The sequence below is a fragment of the Bradyrhizobium sp. AUGA SZCCT0222 genome (assembly GCF_018130205.1).
Classification (GTDB): domain Bacteria; phylum Pseudomonadota; class Alphaproteobacteria; order Rhizobiales; family Xanthobacteraceae; genus Bradyrhizobium.
In genome coordinates, this window is the sequence record NZ_JAFCLX010000025.1 from 50,234 (window position 1) to 69,940 (window position 19,707).

At 62.3% G+C, this 19,707-nt stretch carries 17 protein-coding genes and 1 pseudogene; 5 read left to right on the plus strand and 13 right to left on the minus strand.

Translation table 11 applies throughout. The features are described from left to right. Positions 1-13 precede the first annotated feature (13 nt). The 8 genes from JQ629_RS21660 to aceE form a co-directional block, all read right to left on the minus strand. On the minus strand, positions 14-418 hold the full coding sequence (locus tag JQ629_RS21660; protein WP_212414395.1) for an acyl-CoA thioesterase: 405 nt from the start codon (positions 416-418) through the stop codon (positions 14-16). A 9-nt stretch (positions 419-427) separates the two neighbouring features. Further along, positions 428-1,153: an acetoacetyl-CoA reductase gene (phbB, locus tag JQ629_RS21665; RefSeq protein ID WP_212269430.1), complete on the minus strand. Its 726-nt coding sequence runs from the start codon at positions 1,151-1,153 to the stop codon at positions 428-430. Positions 1,154-1,279: 126 nt separating this feature from the next. Further along, positions 1,280-2,452, minus strand: a complete 1,173-nt coding sequence (locus JQ629_RS21670) for an acetyl-CoA C-acetyltransferase (protein ID WP_212414396.1) — start codon at positions 2,450-2,452, stop codon at positions 1,280-1,282. A 93-nt stretch (positions 2,453-2,545) separates the two neighbouring features. Continuing rightward, a complete protein-coding gene (locus JQ629_RS21675) occupies positions 2,546-3,913 on the minus strand; it encodes a dicarboxylate/amino acid:cation symporter (RefSeq protein WP_212414397.1) in 1,368 nt (455 codons plus the stop codon). Between the two features lie 28 nt (positions 3,914-3,941). After that, positions 3,942-4,916 carry a TAXI family TRAP transporter solute-binding subunit gene (locus JQ629_RS21680; RefSeq protein ID WP_212414398.1) on the minus strand — a complete coding sequence of 325 codons (975 nt, stop codon included), beginning with the start codon at positions 4,914-4,916 and terminating at the stop codon, positions 3,942-3,944. A 57-nt stretch (positions 4,917-4,973) separates the two neighbouring features. Then, entirely contained in the window at positions 4,974-6,725 is a 1,752-nt protein-coding gene (gene lpdA / locus JQ629_RS21685) for a dihydrolipoyl dehydrogenase (protein WP_212414399.1), read from the minus strand. Between the two features lie 16 nt (positions 6,726-6,741). Further along, a complete protein-coding gene (locus JQ629_RS21690; RefSeq protein ID WP_212414400.1) occupies positions 6,742-8,298 on the minus strand; it encodes a dihydrolipoyllysine-residue acetyltransferase in 1,557 nt (518 codons plus the stop codon). 24 nt (positions 8,299-8,322) lie between these two features. Next, the gene (gene aceE / locus JQ629_RS21695) at positions 8,323-11,007 is read right to left on the minus strand and encodes a pyruvate dehydrogenase (acetyl-transferring), homodimeric type (RefSeq protein ID WP_502753231.1); all 2,685 of its coding nucleotides are present in this window, start codon (positions 11,005-11,007) and stop codon (positions 8,323-8,325) included. 559 nt (positions 11,008-11,566) lie between these two features. Between aceE and lipA the strand changes: the two genes are divergently transcribed. Both lipA and JQ629_RS21705 read left to right on the plus strand, forming a co-directional pair. Continuing rightward, positions 11,567-12,541: a lipoyl synthase gene (gene lipA, locus JQ629_RS21700; protein ID WP_212269423.1), complete on the plus strand. Its 975-nt coding sequence runs from the start codon at positions 11,567-11,569 to the stop codon at positions 12,539-12,541. A gap of 225 nt (positions 12,542-12,766) precedes the next feature. Further along, a pseudogene (locus JQ629_RS21705) lies at positions 12,767-13,133 on the plus strand (phosphoadenosine phosphosulfate reductase domain-containing protein); the annotation flags it as partial. Between the two features lie 76 nt (positions 13,134-13,209). On the opposite strand, the gene JQ629_RS21710 reads toward JQ629_RS21705, so the two are convergent. From JQ629_RS21710 to dapA, 5 genes are all read right to left on the minus strand, one after another. Further along, positions 13,210-13,989, minus strand: a complete 780-nt coding sequence (locus JQ629_RS21710; protein ID WP_212414402.1) for an amino acid ABC transporter ATP-binding protein — start codon at positions 13,987-13,989, stop codon at positions 13,210-13,212. A gap of 86 nt (positions 13,990-14,075) precedes the next feature. Next, positions 14,076-14,807: an amino acid ABC transporter permease gene (locus JQ629_RS21715; protein WP_212414403.1), complete on the minus strand. Its 732-nt coding sequence runs from the start codon at positions 14,805-14,807 to the stop codon at positions 14,076-14,078. A 17-nt stretch (positions 14,808-14,824) separates the two neighbouring features. Further along, on the minus strand, positions 14,825-14,986 hold the full coding sequence (locus JQ629_RS21720) for a hypothetical protein (protein WP_212414404.1): 162 nt from the start codon (positions 14,984-14,986) through the stop codon (positions 14,825-14,827). Positions 14,987-14,996: 10 nt separating this feature from the next. Then, positions 14,997-15,938: a dihydrodipicolinate synthase family protein gene (locus JQ629_RS21725; protein WP_249135202.1), complete on the minus strand. Its 942-nt coding sequence runs from the start codon at positions 15,936-15,938 to the stop codon at positions 14,997-14,999. Positions 15,939-16,019: 81 nt separating this feature from the next. Further along, entirely contained in the window at positions 16,020-16,940 is a 921-nt protein-coding gene (gene dapA / locus JQ629_RS21730; protein WP_212414420.1) for a 4-hydroxy-tetrahydrodipicolinate synthase, read from the minus strand. 178 nt (positions 16,941-17,118) lie between these two features. Between dapA and JQ629_RS21735 the strand changes: the two genes are divergently transcribed. Genes JQ629_RS21735 through JQ629_RS21745 form a run of 3 tightly spaced genes read left to right on the plus strand, consistent with a single transcriptional unit; the run spans position 17,119 to position 19,707 of the window. Next, positions 17,119-18,177 (plus strand): LacI family DNA-binding transcriptional regulator, encoded by a 1,059-nt coding sequence (locus JQ629_RS21735; protein ID WP_212414406.1) that lies wholly within the window; start codon positions 17,119-17,121, stop codon positions 18,175-18,177. 3 nt (positions 18,178-18,180) lie between these two features. After that, a complete protein-coding gene (locus JQ629_RS21740; RefSeq protein ID WP_212414407.1) occupies positions 18,181-18,549 on the plus strand; it encodes a tautomerase family protein in 369 nt (122 codons plus the stop codon). A 15-nt stretch (positions 18,550-18,564) separates the two neighbouring features. Then, complete coding sequence (locus JQ629_RS21745; protein WP_212414408.1) at positions 18,565-19,707, plus strand: acyl-CoA dehydrogenase family protein; 1,143 nt, start codon at positions 18,565-18,567, stop codon at positions 19,705-19,707.

Below are 19,707 nucleotides of genomic sequence, written 5' to 3' on the forward strand. Positions count from 1 at the left end.
GTCGTTGGTGCAGTCATGGTCGCGATGCTTCCTCACGTCGATCAGGTGCGATCGGTGCGGGTCGTCCTTCGGCGTCGAGCGCGACGAACGTAAAGATGCCTTCGGTCACCTTCACACGGTCCCCCAGGCGGCGGCGCAACGCCCAGGCCTCCAGGCGGATCGCCAGCGATGTCCGCCCCACACGCTCGGCCGCGGCGTAAACGCACAGAACGTCTCCGACATGGACCGGCTTGATGAAATGCATCGCCTCGATCGCAACCGTCGCGACACGCCCCTGCGCACGCTGGCCGGCATGGATGCCACCCGCGATATCCATTTGGGAAAGCACCCAGCCGCCGAAAATATCGCCGCTCGGATTTGCATCCGCGGGCATGGCGAGCGTTCGCGTCGTCAGATCCCCTTGTGGCTGCATCGACATGGCGGCGCCTCAGACCATGCTCTGCCCACCGTTTGCGGATATCGTCGAGCCCGTGATGAAGCCGGCATCGTCGGATGCGAGGAACAGCACCGTGCGCGCGATTTCGTGCGGTTCGCCCAGACGGCCGACCGGGATCAAGGGAAGGATGTTCTTGGCCACGACCTCGGGGTTGATCGCCTTGACCATCTCGGTGGCGATGTAGCCGGGACAGATGGTGTTGACGGTGATGCCGGAGCGAGCCCCCTCCTGGGCCAGCGCCTTCACGAAGCCCATGTCACCTGCCTTGGCGGCGGAGTAGTTGACCTGGCCCATCTGGCCCTTCTGGCCGTTGATCGAGGAAATGCAGATCACGCGGCCGAACTTGCGCTCGCGCATTCCTTCCCACACCGGCCTCGTCATGTTGAACAGCGAGTTCAGGTTGGTGTTGATGACGGCATACCATTGGTCCGGCGTCATCTTGTGGAACATGCCGTCCTTGGTGATTCCAGCGTTATTGACCAGCACATCCACCGGGCCCAGATCGGCCTCAACCTGCTTGAGACCTGCGACGCAGGCGTCGTAGCTCGACACGTCCCATTTGTAGACGTTGATGCCGGTCTCGCCCTTGAACTTCGCGGCCGCCTCATCATTGCCGGCATAGCTCGCAGCCACCTTGTAGCCGGCCGCCTTGAGCGCGATCGAGATCGCCTCACCTATGCCTCGCGTACCGCCCGTCACTACCGCAACTCTGGACATGGTCTCCTCCTGATTTTGATCGGTTGAACTTGTGTTTGCCGGCTCTCGGGGAGCCGTTGTCGTTCGCGGTCGGCCCGGTGCCGTCCGCGCCTCGCTCCGGCCGGAACGACCGGCCCGTCCGCCGGTCTAACGCTCGACCGTCAGGGCGACGCCCATGCCGCCGCCGATGCACAGCGTGGCAAGCCCCTTCTTCGCGCCACGTTTCTGCATCTCGAACAGCAGCGTCGTCAGAACGCGCGCGCCGGATGCGCCGATCGGATGCCCGATGGCGATGGCGCCGCCGTTCACGTTCACGATCGACGGATCCCAACCCATGTCCTTGTTGACCGCTATGGCCTGCGCCGCGAAGGCCTCGTTGGCCTCAACGAGATCGAGATCCCCAACCTTCCATCCGGCCTTTTCGAGCGCCTTGCGCGACGCCGGAATTGGTCCCGATCCCATCACCGCGGGATCGACGCCCGCGGTCGCCCAGGAGACGATCCTGGCAAGCGGCGTGAGGCCACGTTTTTTGGCTTCATCGGCGCTCATCAGCACCAGCGCGGCCGCGCCGTCGTTGAGACCGGAAGCATTGCCGGCGGTCACGCTGCCCTCCTTGTTAAAGGCGGGCTTCAGCTTCGCGAGCGCGTCCTGTGTCGTGCCCGGGCGGATATATTCGTCCTGTTCGACGACGACGTCGCCCTTCCTGGTCTTGACGGTGACGGGAATGATCTCGTCCTTGAACCGGCCGGCCTTCTGCGCATCCTCGGCCTTGTTCTGCGAACTGGTGGCGAACGCGTCCTGCTCTTCCCGGGTGATCTGCCATTTGGTGGCGATGTTCTCCGCGGTGACTCCCATGTGATAGCCGTGGAACGCATCGAGCAGGCCGTCCTTCAGCATGGAGTCGATGAACTTGGTGTCGCCCATCTTGGTGCCGTTCCGCATGTGCGACAGATGCGGCGCCATCGACATCGACTCCATGCCGCCGGCGACAATGACCTTTGCATCCCCGTTGGCGATCTGCTGCAGTCCGAGCGCCACCGACCGCAGGCCCGAACCGCAAAGCTGGTTCATGCCCCACGCCGTCTTCTCCTGCGGAATGCCGGCCGCCATGGCGGCCTGCCGCGCCGGATTCTGCCCCTCGCCGCCGGATAGGACCTGGCCCAGGATCACTTCATCGACTTCTTCCGGCGAGACCTTGGCGCGCTCCAGCGCGCCCTTGATCGCCACAGCCCCGAGCTCGTGGGCGGTCAGCGAGCCGAACGCTCCATTGAAAGAGCCAACCGGCGTCCGCGCGGCGGATACAATCACTACATCAGTCATATTCAACTCCTCGTTTCGTGTTCCCTGCGCTTCCCAAGCCGTTGCCAAGCGCCGTAACAGGCTCCAGGCTGACAGCCTCTGCCGTTTTCAAGGTCAAGCGACGACTGGCCGGGGTGTGCCTGCCTCTATCTCATCATCCGCAATCTTTACGGACTCCGGATCATCAGCTTCGGCATCGCTCTCCTGGTTCAGACGTTGATGGAGCATTTTTTCATCAAGCGCCCCTTCCCATTTGGCGACAACGACTGTCGCAACGCCATTTCCTATGAGATTGGTGAGCGCGCGCGCCTCCGACATGAAGCGGTCAATGCCAAGGATCAAGGCGATGCTCGCGACCGGAATCGTTCCGACCGATGCAAGTGTTGCGGCTAGGACGATGAAGCCGGATCCCGTGACACCAGCGGCGCCCTTGGACGTAAGGAGCAGAACGCCAATGATGCCGAGCTCTTGCCAGATCGTCAGGGGCGTGTTCGTCGCTTGCGCCAGGAAGATCGCCGCCATTGTCAGGTAAATACAAGTGCCATCGAGATTGAACGAATAACCGGTCGGAATAACCAATCCGACGACCGACTTTTCGCAGCCAAGATTTTCGGTCTTGGCGATCATGCGCGGCAGCACTGATTCCGATGACGAAGTGCCAAGCACGATCAGGAGTTCTTCCTTGATGTAACGGATGAACTTGAAGATCGAAAAGCCGCTAAGGGCTGCAACGGAGCCGAGCACGACGAAGACGAACAACAGGCATGTTACGTAAAACGCCAGCATGAAGTTTGCCAGCGAGATCAGCGTCGCCACGCCATACTTGCCGATCGTGAACGCCATTGCGCCGAACGCTCCGATCGGCGCAAGTTTCATGATGTAACCCACGATCTTGAAGAACACGTGGCTCACGACATCAATCAGCCGCAGCACGCCCTCACCGTGTTGGCCGAGAGCTTGCAGGCCAAATGCAAACAGGATTGCAAAGAACAACACCTGCAGGATTTCGCCATTGGCAAAAGCGCCGACGACGGTCGACGGGATGATGTCCATCAGGAACTGGACCGTGCCCTGCTCCTTCGCTTTTGCGGTGAAGGCCGCGATCGATTTTGTGTCGACGGTCGACAGATCGAGGTTCATGCCGACGCCAGGCTTCCACAAATTGATGACGATAAGCCCGATGATCAGCGCAGCCGTCGTCAGCACTTCGAAATAGATCAACGCCTTCAAGCCAACCCGTCCGACCTTCTTCATGTCGCGCATGCTGGCGATACCATGCACAACCGTGAAGAAGATGATCGGCGCGATGATCATTTTGATGCATTTGATAAACGCATCGCCGAGCGGCTTCATCTGCTCGCCAAGCTGAGGATAAAAATGGCCCAGTAATACGCCGGCTGTGATTGCAGCCAGAACCTGCACATAGAGGTGCTGATACCATTTTACGGAATGGGGACCGCCTGTCGTTGCTGCTGTTGCCATATCTTATTCCCTCCCTAAAGACTGCTTCTCAGTCCGCATTCACAACCCCGGGCGTAAGCCTGCTGCGATACCAACTGACAGCGCCGCCATGCAGCGGAATGAAGTTATTGCGCGTGATGTTCGAGGGGATTGTTTCCGCCGCTGCCGGATGAAATTCGATCATCTGCTCGTTATTGGCGAACACTGTATTGACGATGGCTGTGACCAGATCGTCCGGCAGATCCTTGTGCGCAACGGCAAAATTGAACAGCCCGACCGTGTCGTAACGGCGCCGCAAGGTAGGATACGAACCCGCAGCGACAACGGATGCGGAGAGTTCCGGCATCGTCAGGCGCAGCGTTGCGATCTCTTGCCGCGTGAGAGGCAGGTAGCGCACCTTCGCCTTTCGCTCGATATCGATAAGCATCGGAGCCGGTACGCCGGCGCCGACCGCGAGCGCATCGATGCTTCGCGCCACCGACTTCTCCGCGAGCTCCGCCCAATCACCATGAACCAGGGTGGCGTCGATCTTCAGCGCCTTGAGGAACTCGGGAAAGTAAGCGGCGGTGGTGCCGCCCTCGGGGCCGACACCGATGCGTTTGCCGGCGAATTCGGCAAACGATTGAATCGGCGAGTCACTGAGCACCTGAAACTGAAACGGCGTATCATACATCGCGAACATGGCGCGCATGCTTCGGTATTGCCGCCCACCGGTCCAGGGCGCGACGGCGTTCCAGGCCTGCAACGCCACGCCTTGTGTGACGAAGGCAAGCTGAATTTCGCCGGCCTCAATCAGCTTGATATTGTCGACCGGGCCGCCGGTCGGTCGCGCCACCACCGCAATGCCGAGTTCTCGCGAGAGCAATCGAGCCAACCCTTCGCCATAGACGTAATAAGTGCCGCCTTCCGACGCGGTGCCGAGAGTGAGCGTCTGGGGCCAATGCGCCTCCGCCGCCGACGCCAATTTGGGCGGAAGCAAAACAAATGCGAGAAGGATCACAATCCGCCACGTTGTTGAAACCATGACTGCCTCCTTCATTTCAACCGCACCCTTGTTCTGGCAATTGGTTGGACTTCAGCGTCACTTTTTCTTTTGTGGCGGAAGGTCCGTGCAATGGCCCTCGAACACCTCGGCCGCCATGCCGATCGACTCGCCGAGGGTCGGGTGCGGATGAATGGTCTTGCCTATATCGGCCGGCTCGCAGCCCATCTCGATCGCAAGGCAGATTTCGCTGATCAGGTCGCCGGCATGGGTGCCAACGATGCCGCCGCCGACCACGCGATGGGTCGCCGTATCGAACAACAGCTTGGTGAAGCCCTCGTCGCGGCCGTTGGCGATGGCGCGGCCCGAGGCCGCCCATGGAAACACCGCCTTGCCGACCTTGAGACCCTCGGCCTTGCACTGCTCCTCGGTCTTCCCGGCCCAGGCTACCTCAGGATCGGTGTAGGCGACAGACGGAATCTGCCGCGCGTCGAAATACGACTTCTCGCCATGCGCTACTTCCGCGGCGACATGGCCTTCATGCACCGCCTTGTGCGCCAGCATCGGCTGGCCGACGACGTCCCCGATCGCAAAGATATGCGCCACGTTGGTGCGCATCTGCCTGTCGACGTCGATGAAACCTCGCTCGGTCACGGCAACGCCGGCCTTCTCGGCGCCGATCTTCTTGCCGTTCGGGCTTCGGCCGACCGAGACCAGAACGAGATCATAGACCTGCGGCCCGGAAGGCGCCTGCTCGCCCTCGAAGCTCACCTCGATCCCGGCTTCGATCGCCTTCGCGCCCACCGTTTTGGTCTTCAGCATGACCTTGTCGAAACGGCCCGCGTTCATCTTCTCCCAGACCTTGACCAGGTCGCGGTCGGCCCCCTGCATCAGCCCGTCGAGCATTTCGACAACGTCGATGCGTGCGCCAAGCGTCGAATAGACCGTCGCCATTTCGAGACCGATGATCCCGCCGCCGATCACCAGCATGCGCTTGGGGATCGATTTCAACAGCAGCGCACCGGTCGAATCGACGATGCGCGGATCGTCGGGCAGGAACGGCAGTTTCACGGCCTGACTGCCGGCGGCGATGATGGCGTTCGCGAACCTGACGGTCTTCTTGCCGCCCGGCGAAACGACTTCGAGATGATGCGGGTCGAGGAAAGTCCCGACGCCGGTCACGACCTCGACCTTGCGTGCCTTCGCCATGCCGGCGAGGCCACCCGTCAGCTTCTTGATCACGCCGTCCTTGAAGCCGCGCAGCTTGCCGAGGTCGATCTGCGGCGGGCCAAAGGAAATGCCGTGGTCGGGCAGATGTTTGACTTCGTCGACTACGGAAGCCGTATGCAGCAGCGCCTTGCTCGGGATGCAGCCGACGTTGAGGCACACGCCACCGAGCGTGTCGTAACGTTCGACCAGCACGGTCTTCATGCCGAGATCGGCGGCGCGGAAAGCGGCCGAGTAGCCACCGGGACCGGCGCCCAGCACCAACATATCGCATTCGATGTCCGCCTTGCCGGCATAGGACGCGGCGGAAGGCGCGGCCGGCGGCGGGCTGGCGGTCGCCGCCGGCTTCGATGCTGGCGCGGGCTTCGGCGCAGCGGCCGCGCCTTCTGCCTCCAGCACGAGGATGGTCGATCCTTCGCTCACCTTGTCGTCGATCTTGACCCTGACTTCCCTCACGACGCCGGCGTGGGAAGACGGAATCTCCATCGACGCCTTGTCGGATTCCACCATGATGAGGCTGGTGTCGACCGCGACGGTCTCGCCGGGCTTCACCAGGACCTCGATGACGGCAACGTCCTTGAAGTCACCGATATCGGGGACCTTCACTTCGATCTGCTGTGCCATGCTGCTTCCCCCGATCTCAGAACAGCACGCGCCGCAGATCGGCGAGCACGCTGGCGAAGTAAACGTTGAAGCGCGCGGCCGCCGCACCGTCGATGACACGGTGATCCCAGGAGAGCGACAGCGGCAGTGTCAGCCGCCAGTTCGATATCTTGCCGTCGGAGGAGTGCTGCTTCCAGTAACCCTTGCAGACGCCCATGATCGCGACTTCGGGCGCGTTGATGATCGGCGTGAAATAGATGCCGCCGATGCCGCCGAGCGACGAGATCGAGAACGTCCCACCCTGCATCTGGTCGGGCTTGATCTTGCCTTCGCGCGCGAGCTTGGCGAGGGCGTTCATCTCCTTGGCGATTTCCGGCACCGATTTCTTGTCGGCGTCACGGATCACAGGCACCATCAAGCCGTTCGGTGTATCCGCGGCAAAGCCGATGTGCCAGTAGTTCTTGTAGACGAGCGTGTCGCCGTCGAGGCTCGCATTGAATTCCGGGAATTTCTGCAGCGTTGCGACCGCGGCCTTCACCATGAACGGCAGCAGCGAGAGTTTTACGCCACTCTTCTCCAACTCCTTGTTCATCGTCACCCGGAATTGTTCGAGATCGGTGATGTCGGCCTCGTCGTGGGTTGTGACGTGCGGGATGACGACCCAGTTGCGGTGCAGGTTGGCCGCGGAGATCTTCTTGATGCGGCCGAGTTCCTTGCGTTCGACCGGCCCGAACTTCGCAAAATCGACCTTGGGCCAGGGCAGAAGGTCGATGCCGCCGACACCGCTTGCGGCCGCTGCTTGCGGCTTGGCAGAGGGTGCCCCGCCTTTGCCAAAGGCCTCGACGTCTTCACGCAGAATACGGCCGTGATTGCCCGAGCCCTTGACCTTGCCGAGATCGACACCCCGTTCGCGCGCCAGCTTACGCACGGCCGGGCCGGCATAGGCGAGCTCGAAGCTTTTTTCGTCAAAGGCGCCGGCCACCGCCGTTCCAGCGGCGGTGGCCGACGAGGACGCAGGCGGCGACACGGGAGGGATGTCGGCCTGCAATGCTGCCCCAGTTGCGAGCGATAGGATGATCGAACCCTCGCTGACCTTGTCGCCGGTCTTGACCTTGATCTCGCGCACGGTGCCGGAGAGCGGCGCCGGCACTTCCATCGTCGCCTTGTCCGACTCGAGCGCGATCAGCGGATCCTCCGCTTTCACGCTGTCGCCCGCCTTGACGAAGATTTCGATGACCGGAACGTCCTTGAAGTCGCCGATATCGGGGACGCGCACCTCGGCAACACCCGCCGGTGCGTTGACCGGCGACGGCGGAGCGCTGACAACCGGGCGCGCCTCGGTTTGTTCAGCGCCGGCGCCCTCGAACTGCACGATCACCGTGCCTTCGCTGACCTTGTCGCCAAGCTTCACGACCACCGACTTCACCACGCCATCGCGCGGCGACGGCACCTCCATGGTCGCCTTGTCGGACTCCAGCGCAACCAGCGGATCCTCGGCCTTCACCTTGTCGCCCGGCTTGACGAAGACCTCGATGACAGGGACGTCCTTGAAGTCACCGATATCGGGAACCTTGATGTCGATCAGACCACTCATCGCTCTGTCCTCGGCTCCGCTGGCTCACACGGTCCAGGGCGCAGCACGCCCGGCGTCGATTTTGTATTTGGCGATGGCTTCGGCCACGATCGCCGGCTTGATCGCGCCGTCGTCAGCGAGCGCCTTGAGCGCGGCGACGGCGACGTAATGCCGGTCGACCTCGAAGAATTTTCGCAGCTTCACGCGATAGTCGCTGCGGCCAAAACCGTCCGTGCCGAGCACGACGTAACGACGGCCGGCCGCCTGCACATATTCCCGGATCTGGTCGGAGTAGCTGCGCATGTAGTCGGTCGACGCCACGACCGGCCCCGGATGGCCTTCAAGTTGCGCCTCGACCCAGCTCTTGCGGCGCGGCTCGGTCGGATGCAGCAAATTCCAGCGCTCCGCCGCCATGCCGTCGCGGCGCAGTTCGTTGAAGCTGGTCGCGCTCCAGACGTCGGCGGTTACGCCGAAATCCGCCTTGAGCAGATCCGCGGCCGCGATCACTTCGCGCAGGATCGTGCCGGAGCCCATGAGTTGGACGCGCAGACCCTTCTTCGCGGTCTCGCCGTTCTTGAGGAGGTAGAGCCCCTTGAGGATTCCTTCTTCCGCCCCCTTGCCGGCCTCGGCCAACCCCGGGTGCTGATAGTTCTCGTTCATCAGGGTGATGTAGTAGTAGACGTCCTCCTGCGTCTCATACATGCGGCGCATACCCTCGCGGACGATAGTCACGACCTCATAGGCAAAGGTCGGATCGTACGAGATGCAGTTTGGGATGGTGGCGGCCAGCAAATGGCTGTGGCCGTCCTCATGCTGCAACCCCTCGCCGTTCAGCGTGGTGCGGCCGGCGGTGCCACCGAGCAGGAAGCCGCGGGCACGCATGTCGCCGGCGAGCCAGGCGAGATCGCCGACGCGTTGCAGGCCGAACATCGAATAATAGATGTAGAACGGGATCATCGGCACGTTGTTGGTCGAGTAGGACGTCGCTGCGACGATCCAGCTCGACATCGCGCCGCCTTCGTTGATGCCCTCCTGGAACACCTGTCCGCTCTTGTCCTCGCGGTAATACATCAATTGATCGGCGTCCTGCGGCCGATAGAGCTGGCCGACCGACGAGTAGATGCCGAGTTGACGGAACATGCCTTCCATGCCGAAGGTGCGGGATTCGTCCGGCACGATCGGCACGATGTGCTTGCCGATCGCCTTGTCGCGCACGAGCGTGCCGAGCATCTGCACGAAAGCCATCGTGGTCGAAATTTCGCGCTCGCCGGTGGCGTCGAGCAGCCGCTGGAACGTCGATAGCGGCGGAATTTGCAGGGAAGCGGATTTGCGCCGGCGCTGCGGCAGACTGCCGCCGAGCTTTGCGCGCTGGGCGTGGAAATACTTCATCTCCGGGCTGTCTTCCGGCAGACGGAGGAACGGAACCTTGCTCAGGTCCGCATCCGAGACCGGCACCTGGAAGCGATCGCGAAAGCCGCGCAGCGCATCCTGCGTCATCTTCTTCGCCTGATGCGCGATCATCTGGCCTTCGCCGGATTCTCCCATGCCGAAGCCCTTGACGGTCTTCGGCAGGATGACGGTCGGCTGGCCCTTGTGCTTCACCGCTGCGGTGTAGGCGGCGAACACCTTCTCCGGATCATGGCCGCCGCGCGCCAGCGCCCAGATATCGTCGTCGCTCATGTCGGCAACGAGTTCCTTCGTTTCCTCGTATTTGCCGAAGAAGTGCTCGCGGATGTAGGCGCCGCTCTTGCTCTTGAAGTCCTGGTATTCGCCGTCGACGCATTCGTCCATGAGCTGGAGCAGCCGCCCGCTCTTGTCCTTCTGCAGCAGCCGATCCCAGCCCGAGCCCCACAGCACCTTGATGACGTTCCAGCCCGCGCCGCGGAAAACACTTTCGAGCTCCTGGACGATCTTGCCGTTGCCGCGAACGGGCCCATCGAGCCGCTGGAGGTTGCAATTGATGACGAAGATCAGATTGTCGAGGTTTTCGCGGCCGGCGAGCGAAATCGCGCCGAGCGATTCCGGCTCATCGGTTTCGCCGTCGCCCATGAAGGCCCAGACCTTGCGATTGGCGGTTTCGGCCAGATGGCGGTTCTCCAGATATTTCAGGAACCGCGCCTGATAGATCGCCATCAGGGGCCCAAGCCCCATCGACACCGTCGGGAACTGCCAGAAGTCCGGCATCAGCCAGGGGTGCGGATAGCTCGACAATCCGCCACCCGCGGTCTCCTGCCGGAAGCCGAGCAATTGCTCCTCGCTCAAGCGGCCTTCGAGAAAGGCGCGTGCATAGATGCCCGGCGAACAATGCCCCTGGACGAAAATGAGGTCGCCGCCATGCTTCTCGGTCGGCGCGTGCCAGAAATGGCCGAAGCCGATGTCGTAGAGTGTCGCCGCCGACTGGAAGCTCGCGATATGGCCGCCAAGCTCCGAGCTTTCCTTGTTGGCGCGCAGAACGATTGCAAGCGCATTCCACCGGATGATCGAGCGAAGCTTGTGCTCGATTGCGCGATCGCCTGGCAGCGCCGGCTGCTGATCCGGCGGGATCGTGTTGCAGTAGGGGGTGGTCAGCGTCTGCTGAATGCTGAGGCCGCCGCTGCGCGCGGCGTCGATCACAGCGTTGACGACGAACCCGGCGCGGTCATTGCCGCGATGGCCCTGGACCGCCGACAAGGCATCCAGCCACTCCCGGGTTTCCAGCGGATCCAGATCATGCGCGTCCGCGACCTTCATTACCTTCTCCATTGCAGGCCAAGCCGAAAACAAGCGTCAACGTTCATTGCGCTCCGCGTACTGCGGAAACGCGCAATGCCGCACAGGCGAAATCGCCCGGCGCTCTAGGTGATGAGTTGAATACTGGCTGGCATCTGAACGTCCCCTCGCTTTGTCTGTTCTTGAGCTTCCGCTTCTTTTGCGGATGCTTCTTTTGCCGATTACCTAAGCAGCATTCGTGCCAGACCACGAAAAGCGCAGCCAATCGCGCGCATGCCGTTCATTTTGCTTGAGATTGCGATACAAGCGGTCGCGCCCTCGGGGGCGATCGGCTCGAATCTGTCTGAAGCTCCGGAAAACCAACCGGACGGATCACCCGAAATGTCGGACCGGCGCGGCGACGGGTTCCAAATGCACGGCTCGAAGTCGGAAACCGGCCTGCGCGATCGAGGCAGCAGCGCCCGCGCAACGCAGCGACCGGTCGCGAGGGGTCGCTGGTGGGAAGACGAAGAATCGAATTGACGAACTTCGTTTGGATAGCCGAATGTCCGCGAGCTGCCGCACTCACGAGGCTGACCAAATGACCGTCATACTCGATCTCCTCAACAGCGATCCGCGAGCCGGGATGCGGCCGGACAAGCCGCGTCACCCCGAAAAAGCCAAACGACCCGACACGCCCTTGCAGAGCAAGCCTGCGTGGATCCGCGTCAAGGCTCCCGGCTCGGCCGAATGGGCCGAGACGAAGCGCATCGTGCGCGAGAACAAGCTCGTGACCGTCTGCGAGGAAGCCAGTTGTCCGAACATTGGCGAGTGCTGGGCGAAGAAACACGCGACCTTCATGATCATGGGCGACACGTGCACCCGCGCCTGCGCTTTCTGCAACGTGCGCACTGGCCTGCCAGGTGCCCTCGATACGGATGAACCGGTCAAGGTCGCCGAAGCGGTAGCCAAGCTGGGACTGGAACATGTGGTCGTCACCTCGGTCGATCGTGACGACCTTGCCGATGGAGGTGCGGCGCATTTCGCCGCGACGATTGCGGCCATCCGCGCGGCAAGCCCAGGTACGACGGTCGAAATCCTGACCCCGGATTTCTTGCGTAAGCGCGGCGCACTCGAAACGGTGGTTGCAGCGAAACCCGACGTGTTCAACCATAATCTGGAGACCGTGCCGTCGAAATATCTGACGGTGCGGCCGGGCGCGCGCTATTTCCATTCGGTCCGGCTGCTGCAGCGCGTGAAGGAACTCGACGCACAGATCTTCACCAAGTCCGGCATCATGGTCGGCCTCGGCGAAGACCGGAGCGAGGTGCTGCAATTGATGGACGATTTGCGCTCCGCCGACGTCGATTTCCTGACCATCGGCCAGTATCTCCAGCCCACGCGCAAGCACCATGCGGTCGCCCGCTTCGTTCCCCCTGACGAGTTCGAGGCCTATCAAAAGATCGCCTACGCCAAGGGCTTTCTGCTGGTGTCGGCCACGCCGCTGACACGCTCCTCACACCACGCGGGCGATGACTTCCGCAAGCTGCGCGAGCGCCGACGCGGCTTTCCCTGAGGAGCGTTGCAAAGCGAGTACCATCGAAACCGCGACCGGCTCTTGATCCATGGATCGCCCCTGATCTTCCTTGCAACTCTCGCTTGGGTTGACCGACGCGTGACCTATCCGGGACTGCGACAACACGCTCGCTAGTTTTGAAGCCTTCTAAAGTGGAAAGAATAACCGGACCTGTCGAGATTGCCGCCGAGCCAGACGAGGCCTTTGGCGGAATCAATTGAGATCATGCGCGAAGTCATTGCCGAGTTCAGAAAGCCGGTGATGCTGTACTCGATCGGCAAAGATTCAAGCGTCATGCTGCATCTGGCGATCAAGGCGTTCCTTCCGGCCAAGCTTCCCTTCCCGCTCTTGCACGTTGATACAACCTGGAAATTTCGCGAAATGATTACGTTTCGCGACGAAACCATTCGCCGAATCGGAAGCGATCTGCTCGTTCACGTCAATCAGGATGGCTTGGCGCGCGGAATTGGACCGATTGCTTCCGGCTCCTCCGTGCATACCCGGATAATGAAAACCGAAGCGCTCAGGCATTCGAGCTGGCTTCGACGCAGCCTTCGGCGGCGCCCGCGGAGACGAAGAGCGAAGTCGGGCTTTGCTCGCCAGGTCGTCTGGCTTCGTCTTCACTCGGTGCCGATTGGTCTCTCTCGTTCAAGCGCGAGAGCTACGAACTAATGCAGGATCTGGTCGAGGAATGTCCTCGCCCGCTCGGACGCCGGATGATTGAAGAAGTTTTCCGGAGCCGCTTGCTCGACGATCTTTCCCTCATTCATGAATACGATCCGGTCCGCGACCTCGCGGGCGAAGCCCATCTCGTGGGTGACGCAGAGCATGGTCATGCCCTCTTCCGCCAGCTTCTTCATCGTCTCCAGTACTTCCTTGACCATTTCCGGATCAAGCGCCGACGTCGGCTCGTCGAACAGCATGATCTTCGGCCGCATGCAGAGCGCGCGCGCGATGGCGACGCGCTGCTGCTGTCCGCCCGACAACTGCCCCGGAAACTTTTCGGCTTGCTCCGGGATTCGAACCTTGGTCAGGAAGTGCATGGCGATGTCCTTCGCCTCTTCCTTCGTCATGCCGTTCACCGTCATCGGCGCCAGGATGCAGTTTTCCAGGGTCGTCATGTGCGGGAACAGGTTGAAGCTCTGGAACACCATGCCGGTATCCCGCCGGATGGCGTCGATGTTCTTGCGCTGATCATCGAGCTCGGTGCCGTTCACATAGATCAGCCCCTGGTCGTGCTTTTCGATATGATTGATGCAGCGGATCAGGGTCGATTTCCCCGAACCGGACGGGCCGCAGATCACGATCTTCTCGCCACCGGCGACCTTGAGATCGATCTCGTTCAAGGCGGTGAAATCGCCGTAGTACTTGTAGACCGCCTCCATCCGAACCGCAGCCACCTCGCCTTGGCGGGGCTGCTTCTGTACATCGTCAATATCGGTTGCCATCCATGCGTTTCCTTAAGTGGCGCGCGAACCGGAACTGCTCGTCGCGACCGGAGTTTGGTTCCTCGCACAATCTCCCCTCGACACTTTCATGCTCTGGCCTCGAGACCGGCTTGCGTCGGCGGCGCTGTGGCGTTGGCTCTTCGCGATCTTGCCGCGCTCGAACGGCCAAAGTGTTTTTCAAGGCGGCGCTGAGCCACATCCCAGACCGAGGTGAGGATCAGGTAATAGGCGGTGGCGGCCGCATAGACTTCAAGAATCTGAAAATGCTCCTGCATCAGCATGTCGCTTCGGCGCATGATTTCCTCGACCGAGATGACAGAGGCGAGCGACGTCGCCTTCAGGAGCGAATTGATGGAGTTGCCGAGCGGCGGGATCATCAGGCGAAAGGCTTGCGGAAGCGTAATACGCCGGAACGTCACCCATCTCGACAGACTCAGGGCCCAGGCGGCTTCGCGCTGCCCGGCAGCCACCGCCATGAAACCGCTGCGAACGATTTCCGCAAGATACGCGGCTTCATTGAGGATCAATCCAACCAGGGCGCAGGTGATCACGCTGAACTTGATGCCGAGCTGCGGCAGGCCGCTGTAGATCACCACGAGTTGGATCAATAACGGCGTGCCGCGAAAGAACCAGATGTAGAACCGGGCAAAACCGCTGAGCACAGGATTGGATGACATCCGCATCAGCGCGATGCCCATCCCCAGAATGAGCCCGCCGACGACGCCCGCAACCGTCAAGCCGATGGTGACGAGTACGCCCTTCATCAGGAAGAAATTGAAGAAGTAATCGACGCAGGCCGCCGGATTGAAATGGGTCATCGGCTCATCTCCATGTGTCAGGCTGGACCGGGGCCGACGATTGCAAGCGCCTGGCTGAGCGAGTTCATCTGCCAGCTGCTGGCTTCGAAGGCGGATGGCTTTCCGATCAGATACCGTTCGGCAGCAATTTTTGTGCCGCCGTCGGGAGCTACGATATCGATGAAGGCTTCGTCGGACATGATGACATCCTCAAGTCGGGCGAATGTCGCCGGCGCGGCGCGCCGCACCGATCGTCGTTGCGATGGCGTCGTAAAGTCCGGGCAGGACCGGCAGCAGCGGTGGCCGCGGATCAGCGTTACGGAACAGGCCTAGTGCTTTGAGGCCCGCTTTCATGCGCGTATGCATGTCAACGATCGGTGCCGGACCGTAAATCGCCTTGACGATCGGATAGAGGCGCTCATTCACGGCGCGCATCGCCTTGAGGTCGTCGGCGACCGACGCCTGCCAGAGTTCGATAAACAGATGCGGCGCCAGGCTGACGAGCCCGGACAGGATGCCGTCGCCACCGACAGCGAGCTGCGGCAAGAACCAGTTGTAATTCGAAGGCAAGACCGCGACCTCCGGATCGGCTTTTTTCACGGCCCGCCGGTTCTCGTCATAGGCGAGCATCGTATCGCTGCCTTCCTTGACGGCGATCACGCGGTCGATGGCCGCGATTTCGGCGAGCGTCTGCGGCGAATAACCAGAACCGGACGCCACCGGATACTGGAAGATCGACACCGGGATTGCGATTGCCTCGCTGACCGCCCGCACGAAGGCGACCGGCGCACGCGACGTGGCGGATGCACCGCCGCCGAGCGCGGGAGGCGGGAACAAGACCGCACAATCCGCACCGGCGGCCTCGGCGAGCCGAGCCTGGCTGATGACGTCGGCGGTCGAGTGCGCAATGATGCCGGCAAGCAGCGGTTTCTCGCTGATATGGGCTCGGGTTCGCGCGATCACCGCCTGGCGCTCTTCGTCCGACAGCGAGGCGCCCTCACCCGCATGCCCGTTGACAAAGACGGCCGCGATGCCATCCGGGCAGGCGCAATAATCGAGCAGCCGGGCGTAGCCTTCCCAGTCGATCGTCAGGTCGTCGTTGAATGGCAGCACGGTGGCGACCGTGACGCCGCGCAGATCGGGTTTCTTCATCCGATCACTCATGATCGCTCGCGCCGTGGAAGCGCGCTGTGCCTGTGACGAGCTACTGCGATCATATGCGCGCCCTTTTCCTCAGCCGGCGACCTGCCTTGATGAAACCATTGCCCCTGGCCAGACCAGGCCGAACTTCGCTACCAATGCCCGCGCGGCCGCGTCCTGCGGGGCCGGCAATGGCAGACGCGGCGGACGGGGCACGCCGACAGAAAAGCCCATATGGCCGAGCAGCGCTTTGGTGCCGGCGACGTAAGCTTGGCCGCCGACGAATTCGATCACCGGCAAATAATCGAGATAGAGCTTGCGCGCCGCATTGATCTCGCCTTCATCGGCGACGAGGCTGAAGATGCGCGCCATGGCCTGGGGCGCCACGTTGGAGGCAACCGCTACCCAGCCCTGCGCGCCCTCCACGAAAGATTCGAAGCCGAGGATGCCGCCGAATACGGTCATCCGGTCACCACACAGCCGGATGATGTCGCGCACGCGCGTCACCTCGAGCGTCGACTCCTTGATGTAAAGACAGTTGTCGATCTCGGCGAGCCGCGCCACCAGTGCCGGCTTGAGATCGACATTGGCGGTCGCGGGATTATTGTAGACCATGATGGGCAACGAGATCGCATCAGCCACTGTTTTGTAATGATGGACGAGTTCGTCGTCGGTCGGCGTCGAATAGAACGGTGGAATGATCATCACGCCGTCGGCGCCCAATTTTTCGGCACGACGGCTGAGGCGCACCACCTCCCGCGTATCCTCCGCGCCGGTCCCGATCAGCACCGGCACACGACCCGCCGCCTGGGCGATCACCGTCTCGGCCACCAGAATTTTCTCGTCGTCGTCGAGCGACAGGAATTCGCCAGTCGAGCCGAGCGGAATCAGCCCGTGGATCCCCTGCTCGATCTGCCAATCGACGAAGTCCCGCAACGCCTCGGCATCGACCTCGCCGGCCGGCGTGAACGGCGTGATCATGACTGTGTAGGTGCCGCGAAATGTCTTCATCAGGACTTCCAGTTGCTCAACGTGAACCCGAGCAGCGGCCCCTGTCGCGGACCACCGCAATGCTGCAAACGATTGCAGTATTGGCGCTGATTTGGGCAAAACCCATCTCAAATTTAGGCTTGCACGCGCAAATTTCTGCCCATACTGTTTTGCAATCGTTTCCATTCTAACGGCAGGATTGATGAGCGTCACGCTCAAAGATGTGGCACTGGCGGCCCGCGTTTCGATCAGCACAGCCTCGCGCGCGCTAGGCGGCAGCGGATTGACAAGCGAGCGTACCCAGCAGCGCCTGACGCGCATTGCGCGCGAGCTCGGATACCGTCCCAACCCGATCGCACGCGGACTGAAAACCGGACAGTCGCGGCTGGTGGGGCTTTTGGTTCACAACCTCGCCAATGCGTCGTTCCAGGTGATGGCCGAGGTGGTGCAGGCGCGGCTGAAGGCGCTCGGCTACCAGATGCTGCTGTGCATCGCCGGCGACGATCCGCAGCTGGAAAGCGATACGCTGACGACACTTGCCGACCATCGCGTCGATGGACTGATCGTCGTGCCCACGGGCAAGAACGGCGCCCGCCTGACCGCTCTGGCAAAGGAAATCCCGATCGTCTGTCTGGTGCGCCGCGACGACGGGACAGATCTCGAGACCGTACTCGCCGACGATTCCGAAGGCGCCTTCGTGGGCACGCGGTACCTGATCGGGCTCGGGCACCGACGGATCGGCCTTATTGTCGGCCGTCCAGACACGACATCAGGACGGGAGCGACTGTCGGGATATGTCCGTGCGTTGCGCGAAGCGTCGATACAAGTGGACGACGCGTTGATCCATGCCGGCCATTTCGAGCCGGAAACCGGCGCCGCCTCCTGTCGCAAGCTGCTGGATCTCGCCGAGCCCCCCAGTGCGATCTTCGTCGCCAACCACGAAGCGACGCTCGGCGTCCTGCGCGTGATCGCCGAACGTGGCCTGTCGATTCCCGATGATCTCTCGTTGCTCTGTTACGAGCATTCGCCCTGGTTCGAGTGGCATCGCCCGGCCATCAGCATCGTCGACAACGGCGCGAGCGACCTTGCCAACCTCGCCGTCGACCGCCTGCTGCACCGCATGGACGCCAAGGGCAACGGCGCCGATGGCGTGCGCGAATATCGCGTCGGCGCCCGGCTGGTGAAGCGCGATTCCTGCCGCCCGTTCGATCCGTCCCCACGCAAATCCTCCGCAACCAAATCGTCCAGAGCGAAGGCCTGACCGATGCCCTATGTCGAAATCCTTGCGCCGCCTGCGTCGCCTCAAAGCAAGGCCGCGTTGGCCAGATCCATCACCGACGGCCTGATGTCGAGCTTCGGCGTCGGCGCGGAGACGATCACGCTCTATTTCCTGCCGATCGCTCCCGACGACTATGCCCATGCCGGAGAGATGGGATCACAAGGCACCGGCCAGCGTATCCTGCTCAAGGTGCACGCTTTCCGCCGCAGCGAGGCCGAGCGCCGTGCCGCCGCGGCTGCGCTGACGCGAAGCGTCTGCAACGCCTATGGCGTGCCGGGGGCCGATGTCGCCGCGTACTTCTTCGACCGCGAGAAGGACGAGGTCGCCCACGATTCCAAGCTCGCCAGCGACTGAGGGAAGCGACACGCCATGGACCGTTTCTACACCGAGGACCAGAAAGCGCTGCGAGACACCGCGCGTCGCTTCGCGCAGGCCGAGATCCTGCCGCGCGCTGCCGCGATCGATCGCGACGACCGCTTCGACCGTTCGCTTTACAAGGGCATGGCCGACCTCGGCCTGTTCGGCATCTGCCTGCGCGAAGGCGCGGGCGGCGCAGGGCTCGACGCGGTCGCCGCCTGCATCGCCATGGAAGAGCTGGCGCGCTGTTCGGGCGCGGTGGCCAACGCTTTCGCCATTCCTGTCGAAGCGGTGCTGTTTTTCGACCAGCACGGCACCGAGACGCACAAGGCGCTGATCCCGCAAATCCTGAACGGCGAGATTATCCCCGCCACCGCCGTCTCCGAACCCGACCACGGCTCCGATGTCGCCGGCATCAGGACATCAGCCGTGCGCGACGGCAACGGCTGGCTGCTCGACGGCACCAAGGCCTGGGTGACACTCGGCGGCGTCGCCGACCGCATCATGGTGTTCGCGCGTACCGGCGCCGAGTCCGGACACCGCGCCATTTCCTGCCTGCTCGTCGATGGCAAATTGCCGGGCATCGCGCGCGGCAAGAATGAAGAGCTCCTTGGCATGCACGGCCTCGAGGATTGCCAGATCACCTTCTCCGGCGTGCGCCTGCCGGCCGACAGCGTGATGGGGCCGGAGAACCAGGCCTTCAAGATGGCCATGAGCAACTTCAATTTCAGCCGCTTGATGATGGCGTCGATGGCGCTCGGCATGGCACAGGCCGCGTTCGAGGATGCCACCGCCTACGCCAGGGACCGCAAGCAGTTCGGCCAGCCGATCATCGGTTTTCAAGCGATTCAGTTCATGCTGGCCGACATGGCGACCGACATCGCCGCCGCCCGATTGCTGATCCACCACGCCGCGCGCCTGCACGACGCCGGCGAGCCGATCGCCAAGGAAGCCGCGCAAGCCAAACTGTTCACCACCGACATGGCGATGAAGCACGTCTCCAACGCGCTGCAGATTCATGGCGGCAACGGCTATTCACGCGACTACCGCATCGAGCGGTTGTTCCGCGACGTGCGCCTCGCGCAGATCTATGAGGGCACCAACCAGATCCAGCGCCTCATCATCGCCCGCCAGGTCGAGAAGGAAGCTGCATGA

What these genes read in the sequence shown, in the direction of transcription:
- JQ629_RS21660 (WP_212414395.1), bottom strand. Translation starts at nt 418, where the DNA reads ATGTCGATGCAGCCACAAGGGGATCTGACGACGCGAACGCTCGCCATG.
- phbB (WP_212269430.1), bottom strand. Translation starts at nt 1,153, where the DNA reads ATGTCCAGAGTTGCGGTAGTGACGGGCGGTACGCGAGGCATAGGTGAG.
- JQ629_RS21670 (WP_212414396.1), bottom strand. Translation starts at nt 2,452, where the DNA reads ATGACTGATGTAGTGATTGTATCCGCCGCGCGGACGCCGGTTGGCTCT.
- JQ629_RS21675 (WP_212414397.1), bottom strand. Translation starts at nt 3,913, where the DNA reads ATGGCAACAGCAGCAACGACAGGCGGTCCCCATTCCGTAAAATGGTAT.
- JQ629_RS21680 (WP_212414398.1), bottom strand. Translation starts at nt 4,916, where the DNA reads ATGGTTTCAACAACGTGGCGGATTGTGATCCTTCTCGCATTTGTTTTG.
- lpdA (WP_212414399.1), bottom strand. Translation starts at nt 6,725, where the DNA reads ATGGCACAGCAGATCGAAGTGAAGGTCCCCGATATCGGTGACTTCAAG.
- JQ629_RS21690 (WP_212414400.1), bottom strand. Translation starts at nt 8,298, where the DNA reads ATGAGTGGTCTGATCGACATCAAGGTTCCCGATATCGGTGACTTCAAG.
- aceE (WP_502753231.1), bottom strand. Translation starts at nt 11,007, where the DNA reads ATGAAGGTCGCGGACGCGCATGATCTGGATCCGCTGGAAACCCGGGAG.
- lipA (WP_212269423.1), top strand. Translation starts at nt 11,567, where the DNA reads ATGACCGTCATACTCGATCTCCTCAACAGCGATCCGCGAGCCGGGATG.
- JQ629_RS21710 (WP_212414402.1), bottom strand. Translation starts at nt 13,989, where the DNA reads ATGGCAACCGATATTGACGATGTACAGAAGCAGCCCCGCCAAGGCGAG.
- JQ629_RS21715 (WP_212414403.1), bottom strand. Translation starts at nt 14,807, where the DNA reads ATGACCCATTTCAATCCGGCGGCCTGCGTCGATTACTTCTTCAATTTC.
- JQ629_RS21720 (WP_212414404.1), bottom strand. Translation starts at nt 14,986, where the DNA reads ATGTCCGACGAAGCCTTCATCGATATCGTAGCTCCCGACGGCGGCACA.
- JQ629_RS21725 (WP_249135202.1), bottom strand. Translation starts at nt 15,938, where the DNA reads ATGAAGAAACCCGATCTGCGCGGCGTCACGGTCGCCACCGTGCTGCCA.
- JQ629_RS21735 (WP_212414406.1), top strand. Translation starts at nt 17,119, where the DNA reads ATGAGCGTCACGCTCAAAGATGTGGCACTGGCGGCCCGCGTTTCGATC.
- JQ629_RS21740 (WP_212414407.1), top strand. Translation starts at nt 18,181, where the DNA reads ATGCCCTATGTCGAAATCCTTGCGCCGCCTGCGTCGCCTCAAAGCAAG.
- JQ629_RS21745 (WP_212414408.1), top strand. Translation starts at nt 18,565, where the DNA reads ATGGACCGTTTCTACACCGAGGACCAGAAAGCGCTGCGAGACACCGCG.